This window comes from Pedobacter albus (assembly GCF_036324255.1).
In the GTDB taxonomy this organism is placed as follows: Bacteria; Bacteroidota; Bacteroidia; order Sphingobacteriales; family Sphingobacteriaceae; genus Pedobacter; species Pedobacter albus.
On sequence record NZ_JAZDQT010000001.1, the window covers coordinates 276,528 to 295,913 of the forward strand.

Annotated in this window: 8 protein-coding genes; 4 read left to right on the plus strand and 4 right to left on the minus strand. The window is 45.0% G+C overall.

Annotation, left to right across the window (positions count from 1 at the left end; translation table 11 throughout):
- Nucleotides 1–11 precede the first annotated feature (11 nt).
- Nucleotides 12–2,516 carry a S9 family peptidase gene (locus tag VRU48_RS01190; RefSeq protein WP_330106105.1) on the plus strand — a complete coding sequence of 835 codons (2,505 nt, stop codon included), beginning with the start codon at nucleotides 12–14 and terminating at the stop codon, nucleotides 2,514–2,516.
- An 82-nt stretch (nucleotides 2,517–2,598) separates the two neighbouring features.
- On the plus strand, nucleotides 2,599–4,263 hold the full coding sequence (locus VRU48_RS01195; protein WP_330106106.1) for a M28 family metallopeptidase: 1,665 nt from the start codon (nucleotides 2,599–2,601) through the stop codon (nucleotides 4,261–4,263).
- A gap of 67 nt (nucleotides 4,264–4,330) precedes the next feature.
- Here VRU48_RS01195 and VRU48_RS01200 read toward each other — a convergent pair whose 3' ends face one another.
- From VRU48_RS01200 to VRU48_RS01215, 4 genes are all read right to left on the minus strand, one after another.
- The gene (locus tag VRU48_RS01200) at nucleotides 4,331–5,017 is read right to left on the minus strand and encodes an outer membrane beta-barrel protein (RefSeq protein WP_330106107.1); all 687 of its coding nucleotides are present in this window, start codon (nucleotides 5,015–5,017) and stop codon (nucleotides 4,331–4,333) included.
- Between the two features lie 160 nt (nucleotides 5,018–5,177).
- The gene (locus VRU48_RS01205; protein WP_330106108.1) at nucleotides 5,178–7,694 is read right to left on the minus strand and encodes a hypothetical protein; all 2,517 of its coding nucleotides are present in this window, start codon (nucleotides 7,692–7,694) and stop codon (nucleotides 5,178–5,180) included.
- Nucleotides 7,695–8,275: 581 nt separating this feature from the next.
- Nucleotides 8,276–10,876 carry an ATP-dependent chaperone ClpB gene (clpB, locus tag VRU48_RS01210; protein WP_330106109.1) on the minus strand — a complete coding sequence of 867 codons (2,601 nt, stop codon included), beginning with the start codon at nucleotides 10,874–10,876 and terminating at the stop codon, nucleotides 8,276–8,278.
- 139 nt (nucleotides 10,877–11,015) lie between these two features.
- Nucleotides 11,016–13,688, minus strand: coding sequence for an alpha-L-rhamnosidase (locus tag VRU48_RS01215; protein ID WP_330106110.1), 2,673 nt, complete (start codon nucleotides 13,686–13,688; stop codon nucleotides 11,016–11,018).
- A gap of 118 nt (nucleotides 13,689–13,806) precedes the next feature.
- Between VRU48_RS01215 and VRU48_RS01220 the strand changes: the two genes are divergently transcribed.
- Both VRU48_RS01220 and VRU48_RS01225 read left to right on the plus strand, forming a co-directional pair.
- A complete protein-coding gene (locus VRU48_RS01220) occupies nucleotides 13,807–16,542 on the plus strand; it encodes a carboxypeptidase-like regulatory domain-containing protein (protein ID WP_330106111.1) in 2,736 nt (911 codons plus the stop codon).
- An 82-nt stretch (nucleotides 16,543–16,624) separates the two neighbouring features.
- A complete protein-coding gene (locus VRU48_RS01225) occupies nucleotides 16,625–19,357 on the plus strand; it encodes a hypothetical protein (RefSeq protein WP_330106112.1) in 2,733 nt (910 codons plus the stop codon).
- The last annotated feature ends 29 nt before the right edge of the window (nucleotides 19,358–19,386 follow it).

Consider the following 19,386-nt stretch of genomic DNA (forward strand, 5'->3'; position numbering starts at 1 on the left):
TCAACTATGTAATGAAAAAACTTTACTTCCTTTTGTTTTTTGTTTCCCTGTTGGGCGTACAGGCTTTTGCGCAAACCAAAACCATATCGCTAACAGAAACTACCCCCGCTCCTGAAAGAGCAAACTATCAAGCCGCTGCCCGTTTCTCGCCAAATAAGTTGAGGAAAATTATTTATTCGACGGCTGTAGATCCGCATTGGCTCAAACTGAGCAACCGTTTTTGGTACCAATACGAAACACCAAACGGCAAACAATGGTATATTGTAGAGCCGGCTGCCAGAAGCAAAAAAATGCTATTCGATCCAGCCAAAATGGCGGCGCAGATTACCATGATCATCCGTGATCCTTTTGATGCGCAACACCTGCCTATCGAAAACCTCAAGTTTGCCAAAGACGAAAAAAGCATCACTTTCGAAGTGAGAAGCACAACCGACGAGGTAAAACCTGACAGAAAAGATAAAAAAGCAGCCGATTCGATGCAAAAGAAAATCTATTCTTTCAACTACGAACTGGCCAGTCAAAAATTGACCGAAATACCCAACTACCAAAAACCTAAGGCCAAACCTTCTTGGGGCTCGGTAGCGCCCGATTCTTCGGCCATTATCTTCTCCCGCAACTACAACCTGTATTGGATGGACAAAGAGAACTACAAAAAGGCGGTTAAAAACGAAGAAGACAGCACCATTGTAGAGCATCAATTGACCAAAGACGGTGTAAAGTTCTATTCGTACGGTAGCGACGGCGACGGCGAAAACAACGAAGAAAACATCAAAAACAACAAAAAAAGACGTGGTGCTTATGTATTGTGGTCGCCAGATTCGAAGTATTTTGTTTTAGACAGGACCGATTCGCGCCAGGTTAAAGACCTTTGGGTCATCAACAGTGTTTCGGCCGGTCGTCCAACTTTAGAAACCTACAAATACCAGATGCCAGGCGAGAAAGAAGCGCCGATTGACGAGTTTGTGCTGTTCGATTTTGCCAAGAAAACCTACAAAACCATCAATACTACTGCTTTTAAAGACCAAAGCATTTCGGCTTGGGGCAAAGAATCGCTAAACAAAGACCGCGATAACGAGTTCCGTCCGTCTATTTGGTTGGGCGATAACAGCAAGTTCTATTTTGCCCGCACCAGCAGGGATTTGAAACGTATCGATATCTGCACCATCGATATCAATACTAGTAAGGTAACCACCTTGATCGAAGAGCGTTTCAATACTTATGTAGAAGTACAACGTCCAGGTTTGATTGATGGAGGCAAGGAAATTATCCATTGGAGCGAACGCGATGGCTGGGGCCATTTCTACCTGTTTGATGGCAATGGTAAATTGAAAAACCAGATTACTTCAGGCTCTTTCCACTGCGAAGGCATCGTTAACATCGACCAGAAAAACCGTGTGCTTTACTTTACGGCCAATGGTCGCGAAGCGAAGGAAGACCCTTATTACCTACATTTGTACCGTATCAATTTTGATGGTACAGGCATGAAATTGCTGAACAGTGGCGATTTTGACCATCAAGTAAACATGAACGACGAGAACAAGTTCCTTGTCGATAACTTCTCTCGCGTAAATACCGTTCCTAAATCTGTTTTGTTGGATAATGAAGGCAACAAGGTGATGGATTTGGAAACTGCCGATTTGTCTTTGCTGATGGCTACCGGTTACAAGTTTCCTGAGCCTTTCAAAGTAAAAGCCGATGATGGTGTAACCGATTTGTATGGCGTCATGTACAAGCCTTTCAACTTCGATCCGAACAAGAAATATCCGATTATCGAGTACGTTTACCCAGGCCCACAAACCGAAGCGGTAAACAAATCGTTTGGCCGTGCCATGGACCGTGTTGACCGTTTGGCACAACTGGGCTATATTGTAATCACTGTGGGTAACCGCGGTGGCAACCCGGCGCGTTCTAAATGGTATCACACTTATGGCTATGGCAACCTGCGCGATTACGGTTTGGCCGATAAAAAAGCGGCAATCGAGCAACTGGCCGATAAATATTCGTTTATCGATGCCAACAGGGTAGGTATTACCGGTCACTCGGGTGGTGGTTTCATGTCGACTGCGGCTATGTTGGTGTATCCGGATTTCTTTAAAGTGGCAGTTTCGGCGGCGGGTAACCACGATAACAGCATCTACAACCGCTGGTGGAGCGAAAAGCACCACGGTGTAAAAGAAATTGTTTCAGCCAAAGGCGATACCACTTTCAAATATTCGATCGACAAAAACCCTGATTTGGCTAAAAACCTGAAAGGACATTTGTTGCTGATGCACGGCGATATCGACAACAACGTACATCCGGCCAACTCTATCCGTGTAGCCAATGCCTTGATCAGGGCTGGCAAAAGGTTCGATTTTATGATCGTTCCGGGTCAGCGCCATGGTTTTGGCGACATGACCGAATATATGTTCTGGCGCTTGGCCGATTATTTTAACAATTACCTGCTCAACGATTTTTCTCAGTCTGTAAACGTAAACATTACCGAAATGGACAGGGAAGTGGAACGTAAGCAATAACATCAACAACAATAAGCCTCGAATTTTCGAGGCTTATTTGTTTTAAAACCTTATTTTAGGTATTCCTTAACTCGCTAAACACATGAAAAAACAATTACTTGTGCTGTCGGTAGGCATGCTGGCTTTGGCCTCCTGCCAATCGTCAGGTCAAAAATCGGCAGGTATAGAGGCCGATTCGGCATCGCTCAAAGCCATTAACGATTCTGCCTTTGCCAAACACATCGCGGTGCTGGCTTCCGACGATTTCGAAGGTCGCAAACCATTTACGGCCGGAGAAACCAAAACCATCAATTACCTGAAAGGCGAATTCGAAAAACTGGGCCTGAAACCGGGCAATGGCGATAGTTATTTTCAGGAAGTGCCTATGGTTGATATCAAATCGACCCCAGCCGGAGCCATGATGATTAAAACCGTTGCCGGTAATACAGGTACGGCTTTAACCTACCTCGACGATTTTGTGGCTGCTACCCGACATGTAACCAACCAAGTAAAAGTAGAGAACTCGGAAATGGTTTTCGCCGGTTATGGCATCGTGGCACCTGAATACAAATGGAACGATTACGAAGGTTTGGATGTGAAAGGAAAAACCGTTGTGGTGATGGTAAACGATCCGGGTTTTTCAGATACGACCTTGTTTAAGGGCAAAACCATGACCTACTACGGCCGTTGGACCTACAAGTTTGAAGAGGCAGCCCGTCAAGGCGCTACTGGAATTATCATCATCCACGATACGGCGCCGGCAAGCTATCCTTGGAGCGTAGTGAGAAGTGGCTGGTCTAAATCGAAATTGTATTTAGCAGCGAAAGACAACAACAGCTCGAGGGCATTGATGGAAGGTTGGATTACCCAGGATATGGCGAAAAACCTATTTAAGCTGGCCGGAAAATCGGAAGATTTGATGAAACAGGCCGGCAAACCAGGCTTTAAACCAGTCGATTTGGGGCTCAAAGTATCGCTAACCATTAACAATACCATCAAAAAATCGGTTTCTAATAATGTGGTGGCGGTTTTGCCGGGCACCAAGCGAGCTGATGAATATTTGATTTATTCGGGCCACTGGGACCACCTGGGCAAAGGCGAGGCCATTAATGGCGATTCGATTTACAATGGCGCGGTTGACAATGCCACCGGAACAGCGGCCTTGTTGCTCCTGGCCGATGCCTTTAAAAAAGCCAAGCACCAACCTGAGCGTTCTATCTTGTTTATTGCCTTAACAGGCGAGGAGCAGGGTTTGTTGGGCTCAGAATATTATGCTTCGCATCCTTTGGTACCAGTAAACAAAACGGTTGCCGATATCAACATCGATGCGATGGAAGCTTCGGGCATGACCAAAGATATTGTCGTAGTGGGCTATGGCCAGTCCGAATTGGAAGATTACCTGGCCGAGGCTGCCAAAAAGCAAGAGCGCGTGGTAGCCAAAGATCCTAACCCGTCTGCTGGTTCGTATTTTAGGTCAGACCACTTCAATTTTGCCAAAGTAGGTATTCCGGCATTGTACACTGGCAACGGTATTAACAATGTAAAACACGGCGAGGCCTGGGGCAAGGCGCAGCAAGAAGATTATACCAAAAACCGCTATCATGCACCTGCAGATAATTTTGAACCTGCCAAATGGGATTTTTCGGGTATGGTGGCCGATTTGAGGTTGTTGTTTGCTGTGGGCTATCGTCTCAGCAACGAAAGTACTTTTCCGGGATGGAAAGAAGGCTCCGAATTTAAGGCCATCAGGGCCAAGAGCATGAAATAGAAATTACGTAAGTATATGATTAACCCCTCGTTTATTGCTAAACTGAGGGGTTTTTTATACAGAGTAATCAAAAATGAAAATTAAAACCGATGCTCGGATTGAATGAGTCGGTTGCAAAGGTGAACGTTTCGGTAGTTGGAACGCTCAAACCATTCGATACATCCTTTGGCTTTGTCTTGCGGTAGCTGGCCAATGGGAAGCTAAATTCGATAGCCCATTTTTTGGATGGGAAAAAGGCAAAACCTGGCGATAGGGCAGCGCCGTAAGAAGTTAGTTTATAGCTATCTTCGCTGCTAGAATTTATCGGAGCGCTATAGAGAGAATGGCTAACCGCTTTGCCAAAACCAATGCCAAGGTTAAACTCGCCAAAGAATTTGAACTTATCGGCTACATCAACATATTTTCTTACAAAAGGTTCGATGCTGAAGACATGCTGCTTAGCGGTTTGTGTGGCCAAAATAATAGCCGAAGAAGCGGTATTTACCGTGTTAACTGTCGATTTGCTACGAGAATAGCCAGCCCCGAGGCCAATGGCCCAATTATCGGCAACAAGATAGCCAAAACGAGGTACAATGTTAAAAGCCTCTGCTTTTTGTTCAGTGCTAAAAGTTGGACTGGTGGAAACGATTTGGTTGTTTTTATTGGAAGTAAATCCAATTGAACCGTTGATAAAGCTTTTTCCTTTTTCTGTTTGTGCGCTTGCGCCATAGGCCAAAAGGCACAGCGCGGCCATGATGAATAATTTAGGTTTCATTTGTGTGTTTTTGTGTTAACCAAGTTTAGGCATAAAAAATGAAAAACAACTATGGATGTAGTTGTTAAATCTTTAACTATCTGTAAATCAGATTAAAAATTTTCGGTTATATTTTTATGTCCGTACACTAAGCCATGAGGAGAAGCAAATTGGCCCAAGTTTATTTAACCGTAATTTTGATGGCCTTAAAGCCAAAATTCCCCTCGGTATCGGTTCCTTCCAGCCATGCGGTATAAGTGCCTTTGCGGTCGCTGGCAAAGAAATGGGCGTTTGCCTCTCCGTTTTTATCGGTAACGATGTTTGGCATCCAGTACAAGGTGGACCGAAGGTCGGGTGTTTTATTGGTTTTGTTGGCTACGGTATATTTCGGGCTGTAGAAAATTTTGTTGTCGCCATAGGGCAGGGGCTTATAGATATACATGTTGGCCGCTTTTTTGAGGAAGGGGCCAGAGCCGGTTTTGGTGGTTATTTCTATAAACGCATATTCTGTATCATCCATCGGATTTAAAAATTGCATGCGGTACCGACCTGCATTTCGGGCGTGTTTCATAATCTCTATGCCCTGTACATCTTCGGCTGTATAATAGTCGAGGTAATATTTGAGGTGCTGGTAATGCGCATCGGTAATCGGCCAATCGGAAGGAGAGTAGAAGAAATCTACATCAACGCCATCGATAACCAGCTTTACAAGGGCAAAATTGACCATAAATTCTTTGATGTTGGTTCTGCGCTTAAAGCCCATCCTAAAGCCCTTTACGTTCTCTTCCAATACATTGAGCAACGTTTTTTTATTCAGTTTCTCCAAATCGGCTTCAGAAAAGGTTTGGTCTGCCTCGCCTGGTCCATTCAGGTTTTTAGAACTTTTGACTACTTTTTTGCCCGTTATTTTAACCTCGCGCAAGCCAATGCCACCACCTCGGTAGGTAGAAGCCTGTCTTTGGCTCGTAATCATTTGCTTGCTGGCGCTATCCGGGGTTTCTGGCATGGCCGTAAGGGGTACGATTGGAGCTGCAAGGGCTATAGCTGGTCGTTTAAATTCATTCATTTCGATGCCTAAAGTACCCCTGTTGCCTTTGGCATTAAGTGCTTGGATTAAAAAAGACAAGCTGTCCATTGCCGGAAAATTCCTGAACACAAATTCTCCTTTGTCGTTGGTTACTGTATCCATGACCATAAAGCCTTTGCGGGTGCTGAGCAGGGTAATCTTCCCTTTTGCAATGGGTTTATTGGTGATGTTGGTTACTTTGCCGCTTACCGTAAATTCGCTTTCGGCTTTAAATGTTGGCTTTTTGTTCAGGTCCCACTGGTAACTCACCCAGCCTTGGGTAAGCATGAGCGCTTCGAGTTCTTCTTGCTGCTGTGCGTTTGAAACATTGAAGTAATGGCCTGGGTTTTCGATTTCGCCTTTCAGGTCGGAACTCAGCAGCAGGTAATTCAGGATATTCTGGTCGTTTAAACTGTCTTTTTTCACCTGTCCGTCGTCGGTAACGGCCAAAGAAAAAGAACCCGCAATGGGTTTCCCGCTTTGGTCGGTTATTTTAAGATGGATCGGGATGCTATCTCTCACCGTAAAACTTTGGTTTGTGGCAGTCATTTGTACCTTAAGTTCGTCGTGATGATTGATAAAGAAATTGCGCTCGTTCAGCGTTTGTTGCTGCTCGTTTTGAACCAAAATCTGGCAAACCCCAGTAGGGAAGATGTTTTTGGGCACCCGAACAATTTTGTAGGTAGAATTGGGCTTGATTTTGGCCAAGAAACACAATACGCCCCTCGACTGGCCTAAAATGGTAAGTTCTTGGTTGGGCAGATCTGAAAGGATGGAGATACCGATCGAATCGCCGTTCAGGTTATTGTTTAGCCTGAGCGTAATGCCATTGGGCTGTGTTTTAGGCAGGGGCTGACTGCCATTGCCAATGGCTGATTTGTAGTTGGCTACATAAATTTCGCCGGTTTTGGGGGTAAAATCAAAATAGCCCATTCCCATGCTGTTCGATTTGAAGGTGGCCACTTTCTGCTGTTTGGAATCCAGAATGTCGCCCTCTACAATGGTGCCCTTGCCATTGATGTTGAGAGCCTTAAAGGCAAGTTTTTGTTGACGTTCGGCAATCCAGGTGCCACCTTCTGGCAAAAACTGCAGGTCGATTAACGGTTTTTTACTGCTGTTCGGGGCATTGCTCTTGGCGTTTTGCGTTTTGGCCGTCGCTGTGCTTGGGCCGGTTGGCTGCGTTGGGGCAATATCCAGAATTTGGATTTCTTTTTTAAACAGAAAGGTATCGCCAAAGTTCTGCATCCAGTTGGTGTAGGCCCTAAAAGTATAGGTACCCGCTTCATATTTGTTGGGGTCGATGGCCAAACCAGCCCAGGTTAAGCCGTATTGCGTAGGCAGACTCACCGTTTGCACCACCTGTCCTTTTTTATCGATCATGTCTACATAAATCAATGCGCTGGTTGTTGAATAATTGAGCAAACTGGCGTTAATCAGGTAGCCCTTAAACCAGATGGTATCGCCCATGGCATAAACCGGCTTGTCTAATTGCATGTACAGTTTTTCTCTTGGCGCCGCTTTGCGTACGCTGTCGTACTGCACCATTTCCTTGTAGTTGATTTGTTGGGCCTGGCCCGATAAACTGATAAAGAACAAAATCAGAGATAGGAGAAAACGGCTATGTTTGGTCATGGACTATGGGATGTATCAAACTAAAATACAAAATTGTTTATGATTTTTTGATGAAGAACACTTGCGAAGTTTTTAAAACTTCGCAAGTGTATCTCATGCTTTTGCTGGTGTTTTCAATGGCAAATTTGTCAAAATTGAAATAGGTAATGTCGTTGGTGAAGAACACCAACGATAGCGCGTGGTTTTTAGCCTGCAATTTAACAAGACTGCCTGCGGAGAATACCAATGATGACTATAAATCCAGGAGGATGCTTTTGCTGGTGTTCTATAATGGCAAATTTGTCAAAATTGAAATAGGTAATGTCGTTGGTGAAGAACACCAACGATAGCGCGTGGTTTTTAGCCAACAACTTAACAAAACTATTGGCTAAGAATACTGGCGATGGCTGTAAAGGCTATGGAGGGTTTTGGTTCACTTTTAGCTTTTGCTGGTGTTCTTCACCAGCAAATTGAGGCAACTCTCTTGTGGAGAACACTTGCGAAGTTTTCAAAACTTCGCAAGTGTATCTCGAAGTATAGCGCATCAAAAAGCCCTTCGGGAGATTTCCCGAAGGGCTTGCTTTTAAAATAGCTGGAGGATTTTAATCCGCTTTTTCGTTTAAGAAAACAAACTGATGGTCGAACATGTCGAGTTTGATTTTACTTTCCTTGTCAACGGTTCCGGCCAAAATAGATTTAGACAATTCGTTCAATATTCTTTTTTGGATGACACGTTTTAAAGGTCTGGCGCCAAACTGTGGGTCGTAGCCCAATTCGGCCAACCAATCGAGGGCTTCTTCGCTGGCTTCGAGGGTAATGCCCATCTCGGCCAAGGTTTTTTGCACCTGTTTGAACTGCAGGGCCACAATATCCCTGATTTCTGTTCTGTTGAGTGGAGTAAACATGATCAGCTCGTCGATACGGTTCAAAAACTCCGGACGGATGGTTTGCTTCAAAAGCTCAAACAATTCGTTTTTGGTTTTGGCAATCACTTCATCGCGGTTTTCATCGTCCAGGCTTTTGAAATTATCCTGGATCAGGTGCGAACCGATGTTCGAAGTCATGATGATAATGGTATTCTTAAAGTTTACCACACGGCCTTTGTTGTCGGTTAAACGTCCATCGTCAAGTACTTGCAACAAGATGTTGAATACATCTGGGTGCGCTTTTTCGATTTCGTCGAGCAACACCACCGAATAAGGTTTGCGCCTTACCGCCTCGGTTAGCTGGCCACCTTCATCATAGCCTACATAGCCCGGAGGCGCTCCAATCAATCGCGAAACGGCATGTCTTTCTTGGTATTCGCTCATGTCGATCCTGGTCATGGCGTTCTCGTCGTTGAACAGGAATTCGGCCAAGGCTTTGGCCAGCTCGGTTTTACCAACACCAGTGGTGCCCAAGAAAATGAACGATCCGATGGGCTTGCGTTTATCCTGCAAACCGGCACGTGAGCGACGGATGGCATCGGAAATGGCCTCAATGGCTTCTTCCTGACCAGCCACGCGTTTGTGTAGCTCATCTTCCAAGTGCAATAATTTTTCACGCTCGCTGGCTACCAGTTTGGTTACCGGAATGCCGGTCCAACGGGCTACCACGCCTGCAATATCGTCGGCAGTAACCTCTTCTTTCAGCATTCTGCTGTCGCTTTGCTGGCTTTCCAAATCGGCTTTTAGTTTTTCAACCTTATCTTGAGCCTCTTTGATTTTGCCATAACGGATTTCGGCTACGCGGCCATAATCGCCGGCACGTTCAGCCTGCTCGGCTTCCAGTTTGTACTGCTCGATCTGCTCAATCTGATTGTTTACCGCATCAACCAAGTCTTTTTCGCCTTGCCATTTGGCTTTAAACTCATCGCGCTCGGCCGAAAGGTTGGCAATTTCTTCAGAAAGCTCTTTTACTTTTTTATCGTCTTTTTCGCGTTTAATGGCTTCGCGTTCAATTTCCAAGCGCATAATTTCGCGGTCTAGGGCATCTACGTGCTCGGGTACGCTGTCCATTTCCATACGCAGTTTAGAAGCCGCCTCGTCCATTAAGTCGATGGCCTTGTCGGGCAAGAACCTATCGGCAATATAGCGTTGCGACATTTCTACGGCGGCAATAATGGCTTCGTCTTTGATCCTCACCTTGTGGTGGGTTTCATAGCGTTCTTTCAAGCCACGCAAAATAGAGATGGCATCTTGGGTATCAGGCTCCTCAACCATTACTTTTTGAAAACGACGCTCTAAAGCTTTGTCTTTTTCGAGGTATTTTTGGTACTCGTCCAGCGTGGTTGCGCCAATGGCACGCAATTCGCCACGGGCCAAGGCTGGTTTTAAAATATTGGCCGCATCCATGGCACCTTCGCCACCACCTGCGCCAACCAAGGTGTGAATCTCATCGATAAACAAGATGATATCGCCATCGCTTTGCGTTACCTCTTTCACTACGGCTTTTAAACGTTCCTCAAATTCGCCTTTGTATTTGGCTCCTGCAATCAAAGCGCCCATGTCTAAAGAGAATACGGTTTTCGATTTCAGGTTTTCCGGAACGTCGCCTTTAATGATCCTAAAGGCAATGCCTTCGGCAATGGCGGTTTTACCAACACCAGGTTCGCCAATCAGGATAGGATTGTTTTTGGTACGGCGCGAAAGAATTTGGATCACACGCCTAATTTCTTCATCGCGGCCAATTACCGGATCGAGCTTGCCGCTTTCGGCATACTCATTCAGGTTGCGGGCATATTTGCTCAAAGCCTGGTAGGTTGCCTCGGCATTTTGGTCGGTTACCCGACTGTCGCCACGCAATTCGGTAATGGCTTTTTTAAGGTCTTTTTCGGTTACGCCCTGATCTTTCAATAGTTTGGAAGTAGAGTCGTTAACGGCCAAAATACCCAATAAAATATGTTCTACGGCCACAAATTCGTCTTTAAACTCTTTGAGGTAAGACTGGGCTTTTTGCAGGGCCGAGTTGGCTCCCGACGACAAATAAATATCGCCACCAGAAACCTTTGGTAATTTTTCTATAGCGGTGTTGAGGTTTTGTTCCAACACGTTAAGGTTCACGTTCAGTTTCTTTAAAACATAAGAAACTACGTTTTCATCAACCGATAGCAGACCTTTTAACAGGTGTGCTGTTTCGATAGCCTGCTGTTGATTGCCTTGTGCTATTTCGGAAGCCTTTTGTATGGCCTCTTGTGCTTTTATGGTAAAGTTGTTGAAGTTCATATTCCCTTTTAAATCAAAACAAATGCCATTGCCGTTTTGCTTCACCAATCGGAAATTTTGTCGCTATGTTTCGGTTTTTATTGACTAATTGTCTGTAAGTTAGTGATTTATACTGAAAAAATGTCTTGTTTTTGGCAATTTACCGAAGTTCTAGGCGATGGTTTCCGGCAGGTAACCTGATCAGTCCCGCTTGGACGGGTTTGCCGTTTAAATAGGCTGTCTGTGTTTTGGCTATCGGAATATCGACACTTGCCGTTGCATTGGCCGGAACCACAAAATGATAGGTGAGTTGCTGTCCTTTTTTCTCCCATCCCGACACAATTTGACCATAGGGACCATTGTGCGTAGCTTCAAAACTTTCCAATCCTTCAACTACTTGAGGTTGCAGCAAAATATGCTGGAAACCCGGTTGCGTTTCGTCGGGCTTGATGCCTCCAAGCGATTTATACCACCAGGCACCGATTTCGCCAAACATGATGTGGTTGAGCGAAATATCGTTTTTCGATTGGATGTTCCAGTTTTCGTACAGTGTAGTGGCGCCGTTTTCAATCCACCAGCCCCAGCTCGGAAAGGTTCTCTGGCTGGCCAGTTGATAGGCAACCTCGCCAAAACCATTATTACTCAACGCCGACAAGATGGCCTTGGTGCCCAACAAACCTACGTCGAGGTGGAAGTTATCTGCTGCGACCCGTTTGGCCAGGTTTTCGGCTACGCGGTGCTTTAGGTCGTCGGGAACCAAGCCCCAAAACAAAGGCACGCTCAGCTCGGTTTGTAGTCCCGAACCATACAGGCCTGTGGCACGGTTGAGGTATTTGGCGTTAAAGGCATTTTTAATTTGAGCCGCCAGGACCGAATATTGCTGATAGTCGGCAGTTTTACCCAAAATTTTTGCCGTTTTGGCCAAGATCAGCGCATCGGCGTAATAGTAGCAGGTAGAAGTAAGCTCGACCGGCGATACGGATTTTACAGGTACCCAATCGCCCAAGCCCCAAGTGGTTAGGCCACTTGGATAGGTTTCGTTAATATGGTTTACATAACGGCGGATATTGTCGTAATTGTCTTGCAGGATTTTTGTATCGCCGTAAAACAGGTAAATGTTCCAAGGGATAATAGCAATGGTACTGGTCCAATCGGGTCCGTTGCCCCATTCGTAACCCCAGCCGTCGGTAGGGATAATGGAAGGCAAAACCCCATTAGGCTGTTGTTCATCGCGATGGTCGGCCAGCCATTTTTCGTAAATGGTGATGCCGTCAAAGCTGTACAGGCCGGTTTCTATGGCAATTTGCGCATCACCAGTCCAGCCGTTTTTCTCGCGTTGCGGACAATCGGTAGGGTAGCCAAAAAGATTAGACAGGTAAGAGTTATTGGTGGCAAACTGTAATTTTTCGATAAAAGGATCGCTGGCTTTGATGCTTCCTGCCACGGGTACGTCGCTGTGCATAAAATAGCCTACCAAATCTTCTTTAACCAATCGAATAGGGACACTGCTGCTGACCTCTACATATTGAAAACCCTTGTAATTGAAATGAGGCATGAAGCTTTGTTCGCCTTTGCCGTTTAAAATGAGAATGTCGGTTTGGAATGGGTCTTTATCGTCGGTAGGGCGGTAATGCACATCGATATTAGACAAGTCTACATGCCCGTTGGGATAAAGTCTTTCGCCATGTTTGAGCTTAACCACGGTGCCGGCAGGACCATGCAGCTTGATTTTGCTCACGCCCGAAATATTGCGCCCCAGATCGAAAACATAAGTGGTATCGTCAAATTTTTTGAGGCTAATGGCCTTGATTTCTTCTACGTTGCGTACCGGATGCATGGCTTGGGCCACAATTTGTGAGGAAGGTGCAGAACGGAAAATGACGTTTTTCCATTTGCTATCGTCGAAACCAACCGTATTCCAGCCCGCTTGCTCCAAACGCGAATCATAATGTTCGGCCGTATAAATGCTGTTGAAAATGATAGGACTGAGGTCGGTTTTCCAATCCTTGCCCGATTTAATGATTTCTACGCTGCCATCGGTATAGGTAATACGTAAATCCAGGCAAAATGTGGGTCTGTTGCGCCAGGGAGCACGGTCAAAATACCATACGGCCGTCGATTGATGATTGTACCAGCCATTGCCCAACAACACACCAATGGCATTTTTTCCTTGCTGAAGCTGCTGGGTTACATCGTAGGTTACGTATAAATTCCTCCTGTCGAAACGCGTGTACATCGGGTCGAGCCTGTGGTTGCCTACCTTTTGCCCGTTGAGCGAGAGTTCGTATAAGCCTGCGGCAGCGATGTAGGCCCTGGCCGATTTGATTTGCTTTTTAGCTTCGAAAACTTTCCTGAAATAGGGAGCAGGTTTAAGTTTGGCGTTCTCATTATCGGCAATCCAGGCGCCCTGCCAGTTTTTGGAGTTCATCATGCCCATTTCGAAGCTGGCTATTTTTACCGAACTGGATTTCTTTTGGTGCTGGTCGGCGATATCAATCCGCCAATAATATTTAGTAAAAGGTTTTAGTTGCGGGCCCGAATAAGATTTGAGCTGTGCACTGGTCTGTAGCCATCCGGTAGTCCATACATTGGCTTTGCCTTGTGCCAAAGCCAGCGAGTCAGTACCCAGCATTAACCTGAAGGCAGTTTGTTTGGCGCCGGTTCTGGTATCGGCCATTTGCCAGGTAAAACGCGGATTGGGGTTGTCTAATCCAATCGGATTAACCAGGTATTCTGTTTTTAGCGCAGTTGCGGTAAACGATTGGGCATAAGAATTGGCCATAAAGCTGGGAAAAATGAGCAACAGGAAAGTATGGAGAAATCTTGACGGCATGGCAATAGGTTTAATTTCTAACTAAGGTATTAAAATTTATGTTCGGCAGCGAGATTATCCCAAACAACTAAAAGTTTAGATTAAAATTCTTATATTTAAGTGCCTAACTATTAACGATATGAAAAAGCGTCTCTTTCTGCCGGCACTTGTTGCAGTTGGTTTTATAGCGTTGTCTGGTTTTTTGCTCAAAGACGACGGGCCATTAAGCTCCTTTATCGAAAAGCTTGAGCAGTACACCAGTAAAAATCCGCAAGAAAAAGTGCATCTGCATTTGGATAAACCGTATTACAGCATTGGAGAAGACATTTGGTTTAGTGCCTATGTGGTTAATGCCGAAGAAAACAAGCTATCGCTTTTAAGCAAGGTGCTTTATGTAGACATTGTTGATGAAAAGGGGAAGGTTAAAAAAACACAGGTGCTTCCTTTGGAAAACGGTTTGAGCAATGGCAATATCGATCTTTCTGATACCACGTTTAGGGCAGGAACCTATCAGTTGAGGGCATACACCAATTGGATGCGCAATTTTGACGACGCCTTTTTGTTCAGGAAAGAAATCAACATCGGCGATGCGCTTTACGATAAGGTAATGGCCGACACCAAGTTTGAGCTGAACCCAAGCCCCAACGGAACCGCACTAAAAGCTACGCTCAGCTATACCAATTTTGACAACGAGCCCGAAATTAATAAAGAAGTAAGCTACAACCTGGTTTACGAAGGCAATAAATTGTTTAGCGGCACGGGCCGAACCGATAGCAAAGGTATAATTACCGTAAATTATAACCTTAAAAAAGACTATACGCTTAGCAAATTGTTGCTCAATACGGTGTTTAACAAAAACGATGCGATCAAAGTAGCCAAAACTGTTGCGGTAGTAAATCAGGCCAAAACAATCGATCTGCAGTTTTTTCCGGAAGGAGGAAATTTGGTCAGCGGAATCCGCTCGAAAGTGGCTTTCAAAGCGGTTGACGAAAACGGAATGGGCACGGCTGTTGAAGGCTATGTACAAGATAAGGAAGGTAAAAAGGTGGCGGCCATCAGTTCAGAACATTTGGGCATGGGACTTTTTGCTTTTACGCCTGTGGCAGGGCAGCAATATACGGCTGTAATTGCTAAAGATGGCGAGCAAAAACGCTATCAGTTGCCTCAAGCCATGGCTACGGGCTATGTGTTGAGCTTAAATCATTTGGACGATGAAAACCTGTTGTTGCGCATCAATTGCTCGCCAGCATTGGCACAAGATAATGAAGTAATTGTGGTGGCGCAGTCAAACGGCATTATCAAATACACCACCAAAATCAAGCTGGATAAGGAATCGGTTTCTTCCAAATTGCCTAAAAACATGTTGTCTGAAGGCATTGTGCAGTTTACGCTTTTTACCGCCAACATGTCTCCCTTGGCCGAGCGATTGGTATTTGTTCATCGGAATGATGGTCTTCATGTGAAGTTTAGCACGCCTAAAGAAAGCTATGGCAAAAGAGAGCAAGTTGACCTTGCCTTGCATGTTGAAGATGCCAAGGCAAATGGAGAAGTGGGCAGTTTTTCGGTATCGGTGGTTAACCAAGACAAAGTGAATCAGGTAGAAGATAACGAAACCACCATTTTGTCTAACCTGTTGCTAACTTCCGATTTAAAGGGAAACATAGAAAAACCCAACTATTATTTTACGGCCATCGATGCCACCAAAATCAGGAATTTAGACCTGCTGATGCTTACCCAAGGCTGGCGCAGGTTTAAATGGAGCGATGTGATGCAGCCAGAAGGCCAAGCCAATTTCAAGTTTAATGCCGAAGCCAGTTTTGCCATCCACGGTACCATTGTGAACCTCAATAATAAGCCTATTCCTTATGGCAAAATCAACCTGTTTGTACCCAGTACCTTGTTGCTGATGGATACGGTGGCCGATGCCAACGGCCGTTTTGTGTTCGATAATTTGGTTTTTCCGGATAGTACTACAGTGATTTTACGCGCCAAAAATGCCAAAGAGCGCAATAATGCTCAGATCTTGATCGATAACAGAGTAGGCTTTTCAAGTTTGCCCTTGGCTAAAACCAATGGCGCAAAAGATGCCGTATTTGTAAGCTACCTTGCGGCTGCGCAGCAAAGATTTAGCGAAATGGGCAAATATGGTTTGATTAATGGCAGCATTTTGCTCAAGCCGGTAGAAATCAAGACTTCCAGAAATCCACCTATTTATAAATCGGCGCTTCCTGCTATCAGTCCACCCGATTATACCATAACGCCAGATAAGCTCCAATCCTCCACCAATGTGCTCAACTTTTTTACGGGTATGGCTGGGATTTCAGTGAGAAGCAATATCATTTATGGACGTAGAAAAGCGATGGAAGGGCCTATGCTGTTGCTGTTGGACGGAAGGCCAATTAAAGATGCCACCATGATCGATCCCAGTACTTTGGCCGGCATACAGATCGTTAGGGCAGGGGCTTATTCTTCGGGCATAGGACTAAATCTGCAGGAACCTGCTGATCCGGTTGTCGATGGCCCACAGTATAAAGGCCTTACCAACGTGATGAGCTCGGCTTATGGAATTGTATTTTTTACCACCGATTGGAGGGCCAAACCAAAACCGGCTTTGGGTTTAAGCAGACTAAAAGCCGGCTATACCTTAACCAAGGAGTTTTATGCGCCTGTCTACGATGTGCCTGAACAGCATAAGGAAATGGCCGATCTGAGGTCGACGATTTACTGGAAACCCGACCTGATTACCGACGATAGGGGCAATGCCCACCTCAAGTTTTTTACCGCCGACGAGCCGGGCAAATACCTGGTAACCTTAGAAGGAGTGGGGCTAAGCGGACAACTGGTTAGAAAGAACTACAGCTTTACGGTAAAATAAAATGCTAAAGTTTTGAAGCCAAGTTGTCAATACTGTTTTAACGATAAATTAACTACAATATTTAACCTGTTTCTCAACCATTATGAAAAAATCACTCTTTGTTGTTGTTGCCTTTATCAGCTTAAGTGTTTTTGGTGCATTTGTGGCCAAAGACGACCTGCTTGATTCTTTATTGGAGAAACTGGAGCAGTTTACCGCCAATTCGCCCCAAGAAAAAGTACACTTGCATTTAGATAAGCCCTACTACAGCGTGGGCGACGATCTTTGGTTCAAGGCCTATGTGGTTAATGCCGAAGAAAACAAGCTTTCGTTGCTGAGCAAAGTGCTCTATATAGATGTGGTTGATGAAAATGATTCGGTCAAAAAAACTTTGGTGCTGCCCCTGGAAAATGGTTTGGCCAACGGCGATATCGATCTCTCTGATACGGTATTTAGCGCCGGAACCTATCAGCTCAGGGCTTATACCAATTGGATGCGCAATTTTGACGATTCCTTTTTGTTCAGGAAAGAAATTACCATAGGCGATGCATTTCATGACAGGGTATGGGTTGATACCAAATTTGACCTCAGTCCAACGGCCAACGGAACTTCGCTAAAAGCCACGCTGACCTATACCAATTTCAACAACGAGCCCGAACGCAATAAAGAGGTCAGCTATAATTTGATTTACGAAGGCAACAAGCTGTTTAGCGGCACAGGCAAAACAGATAGTCAAGGCATAATTACCGTTAATTACAACCTGAAAAAAGACTATGCTTTTAATAAGCTGTTGCTCAATACCCTGTTTAACAAAAACGATGTGGTTAAGGTAGCCAAAAGCACACCTGTAGTAAGCAGCGTAAAGGCCATTGATGTGCAGTTTTTTCCCGAAGGTGGAAATCTGGTCAACGGTATCCGTTCGAAAGTGGCCTTTAAAGCGGTTGACGAAAACGGAATGGGTACAGCTGTGGAAGGCTATGTAGAAGATAAGGAAGGCAAAAAAGTGGCAGTCATCGGTTCAGAACATTTGGGCATGGGGCTTTTTGCCCTAACGCCGCTTGCAGGCGAGCGCTACACTGCCGTAGTTGTTGCCGATGGCATACAGAAACGCTACCAATTGCCCCAGGCGGCTACAAAGGGCTATGTATTTAGCCTAAGTCATTTAGACGATGAAAATTTGATGATGCGCGTAAACTGCTCTTCAGATCTGGCTCAGGATAATGAGTTTGTGGTGGTTGCCCAATCTAATGGGATGGTTAAATACACCACCAAAATCAAACTGGATAAAGGAACGATTTCTTCTAAATTGCCGAAAAACGAATTGCCAGAAGGCATTGTTCAGTTTACGCTCTTTACGCCAGACATGATGCCTTTGGCCGAAAGATTGGTCTTTGTTCGTCGAAATGACGGTTTAAAGGCTGCCATGAGTACCCCCAAAGAAAGCTATGGCAAGAGAGAGCAGGTTAATCTGTCGCTCCATGTAGAAAACTCCAAGGCAAAGGGAGAAGTAGGCAGTTTTTCGGTGTCGGTGGTTAATCAAGACAAAGTAAACCAGATCGAAGATAACGAAACGAGTATTTTATCTAACCTGTTGCTTACTTCCGATCTAAAAGGAAATATAGAAAAGCCGAATTATTATTTTACGGCTGTTAATCCCACCAAAGAAAGACAGTTGGACTTGTTGTTGCTTACCCAGGGTTGGCGCAGGTTTAAGTGGGAAGAGATTATGCATCCAAATGGCCAATCCCATTTAAAATTCCGTCCAGAGGAAAGTTTTGCCATCAATGGCACCATTGTTAACCTCCACAACAAGCCCATTCCTTATGGCAAGATCAACCTGTTTGTGCCCAGTACCTTGCTGTTGCTAGATACGGTGGCCGATGCCAATGGCCGTTTCGTATTTGACAACTTGTTTTTTCCGGATAGTACCACGGTTATTTTACGCGCCAAAAATGCCAAAGACAGAAACAATGCACAGATCTTAATAGATAACAGGGTAGCCTTTGCGAGTTTGCCAAACGAGAGGCCGAAAGGAGGCGCAAAAGATTCCGTATTGGTCAAATACCTGGCGGCTACCGAGCAACGTTTCAACGAATTGGGAAAATATGGCTTGAAAAACGGAAAAATCATGCTTAAAGAAGTGGTGGTTAAAACATCCCGAAATCCGCCTATCTATAAGTCGGCATTGCCCACAATTACACCAGCCGATTATACCCTTACGCCAGATAGGCTGCAGACTTCGGGCAGCGTAGTTACCTTATTGATTGGAATTCAGGGCATAAATATCAGGCATAATGTTATTTATGGCCGAAATAAAGAAATAGAAGGCCCCATGTTGCTTCTGTTAGATGGAAATCCGATATCGGATTTGAGTGGCGTCGACCCCAGTAATTTGGCAGGTATCCAAGTAATTAGAGGGGGACTTTATGCTACGGGCGTAGGACTTAACTTAAAATCACCTTCAAATCCTGTGCTTAGCTTGCCCAAAGGAAGATATTTATCGAATGAGATGTCGGCTAGGTTTGGAATTGTATTCTTCACCACCGAATGGAGGCCAAAACCTAAACAACCCCTTGGGTTTAGTAAATTAAAAACTGGATATGCCATGGCCAAAGAGTTTTATGCGCCCGCCTATGATGTTGCCGCTCAAAACAAGGATATGGCTGATTTAAGGTCGACCATTTATTGGAAACCCGATTTGATTACTGATGAAAAAGGCAATGCCAACTTCAAGTTTTTTACCGCCGACGAGCCGGGCAAATACCTGGTTACTTTAGAAGGTGTAGCCTTAAGCGGACAGTTGGTAAGAAAGAGCTACAGCTTTACGGTAAAATAAAAAAAGCCCCTCAATTTTTGAGGGGCTTT

What these genes read in the sequence shown, in the direction of transcription:
- VRU48_RS01200 (WP_330106107.1), bottom strand. Translation starts at nt 5,017, where the DNA reads ATGAAACCTAAATTATTCATCATGGCCGCGCTGTGCCTTTTGGCCTAT.
- VRU48_RS01220 (WP_330106111.1), top strand. Translation starts at nt 13,807, where the DNA reads ATGAAAAAGCGTCTCTTTCTGCCGGCACTTGTTGCAGTTGGTTTTATA.
- VRU48_RS01195 (WP_330106106.1), top strand. Translation starts at nt 2,599, where the DNA reads ATGAAAAAACAATTACTTGTGCTGTCGGTAGGCATGCTGGCTTTGGCC.
- VRU48_RS01205 (WP_330106108.1), bottom strand. Translation starts at nt 7,694, where the DNA reads ATGACCAAACATAGCCGTTTTCTCCTATCTCTGATTTTGTTCTTTATC.
- VRU48_RS01215 (WP_330106110.1), bottom strand. Translation starts at nt 13,688, where the DNA reads ATGCCGTCAAGATTTCTCCATACTTTCCTGTTGCTCATTTTTCCCAGC.
- VRU48_RS01225 (WP_330106112.1), top strand. Translation starts at nt 16,625, where the DNA reads ATGAAAAAATCACTCTTTGTTGTTGTTGCCTTTATCAGCTTAAGTGTT.
- clpB (WP_330106109.1), bottom strand. Translation starts at nt 10,876, where the DNA reads ATGAACTTCAACAACTTTACCATAAAAGCACAAGAGGCCATACAAAAG.
- VRU48_RS01190 (WP_330106105.1), top strand. Translation starts at nt 12, where the DNA reads ATGAAAAAACTTTACTTCCTTTTGTTTTTTGTTTCCCTGTTGGGCGTA.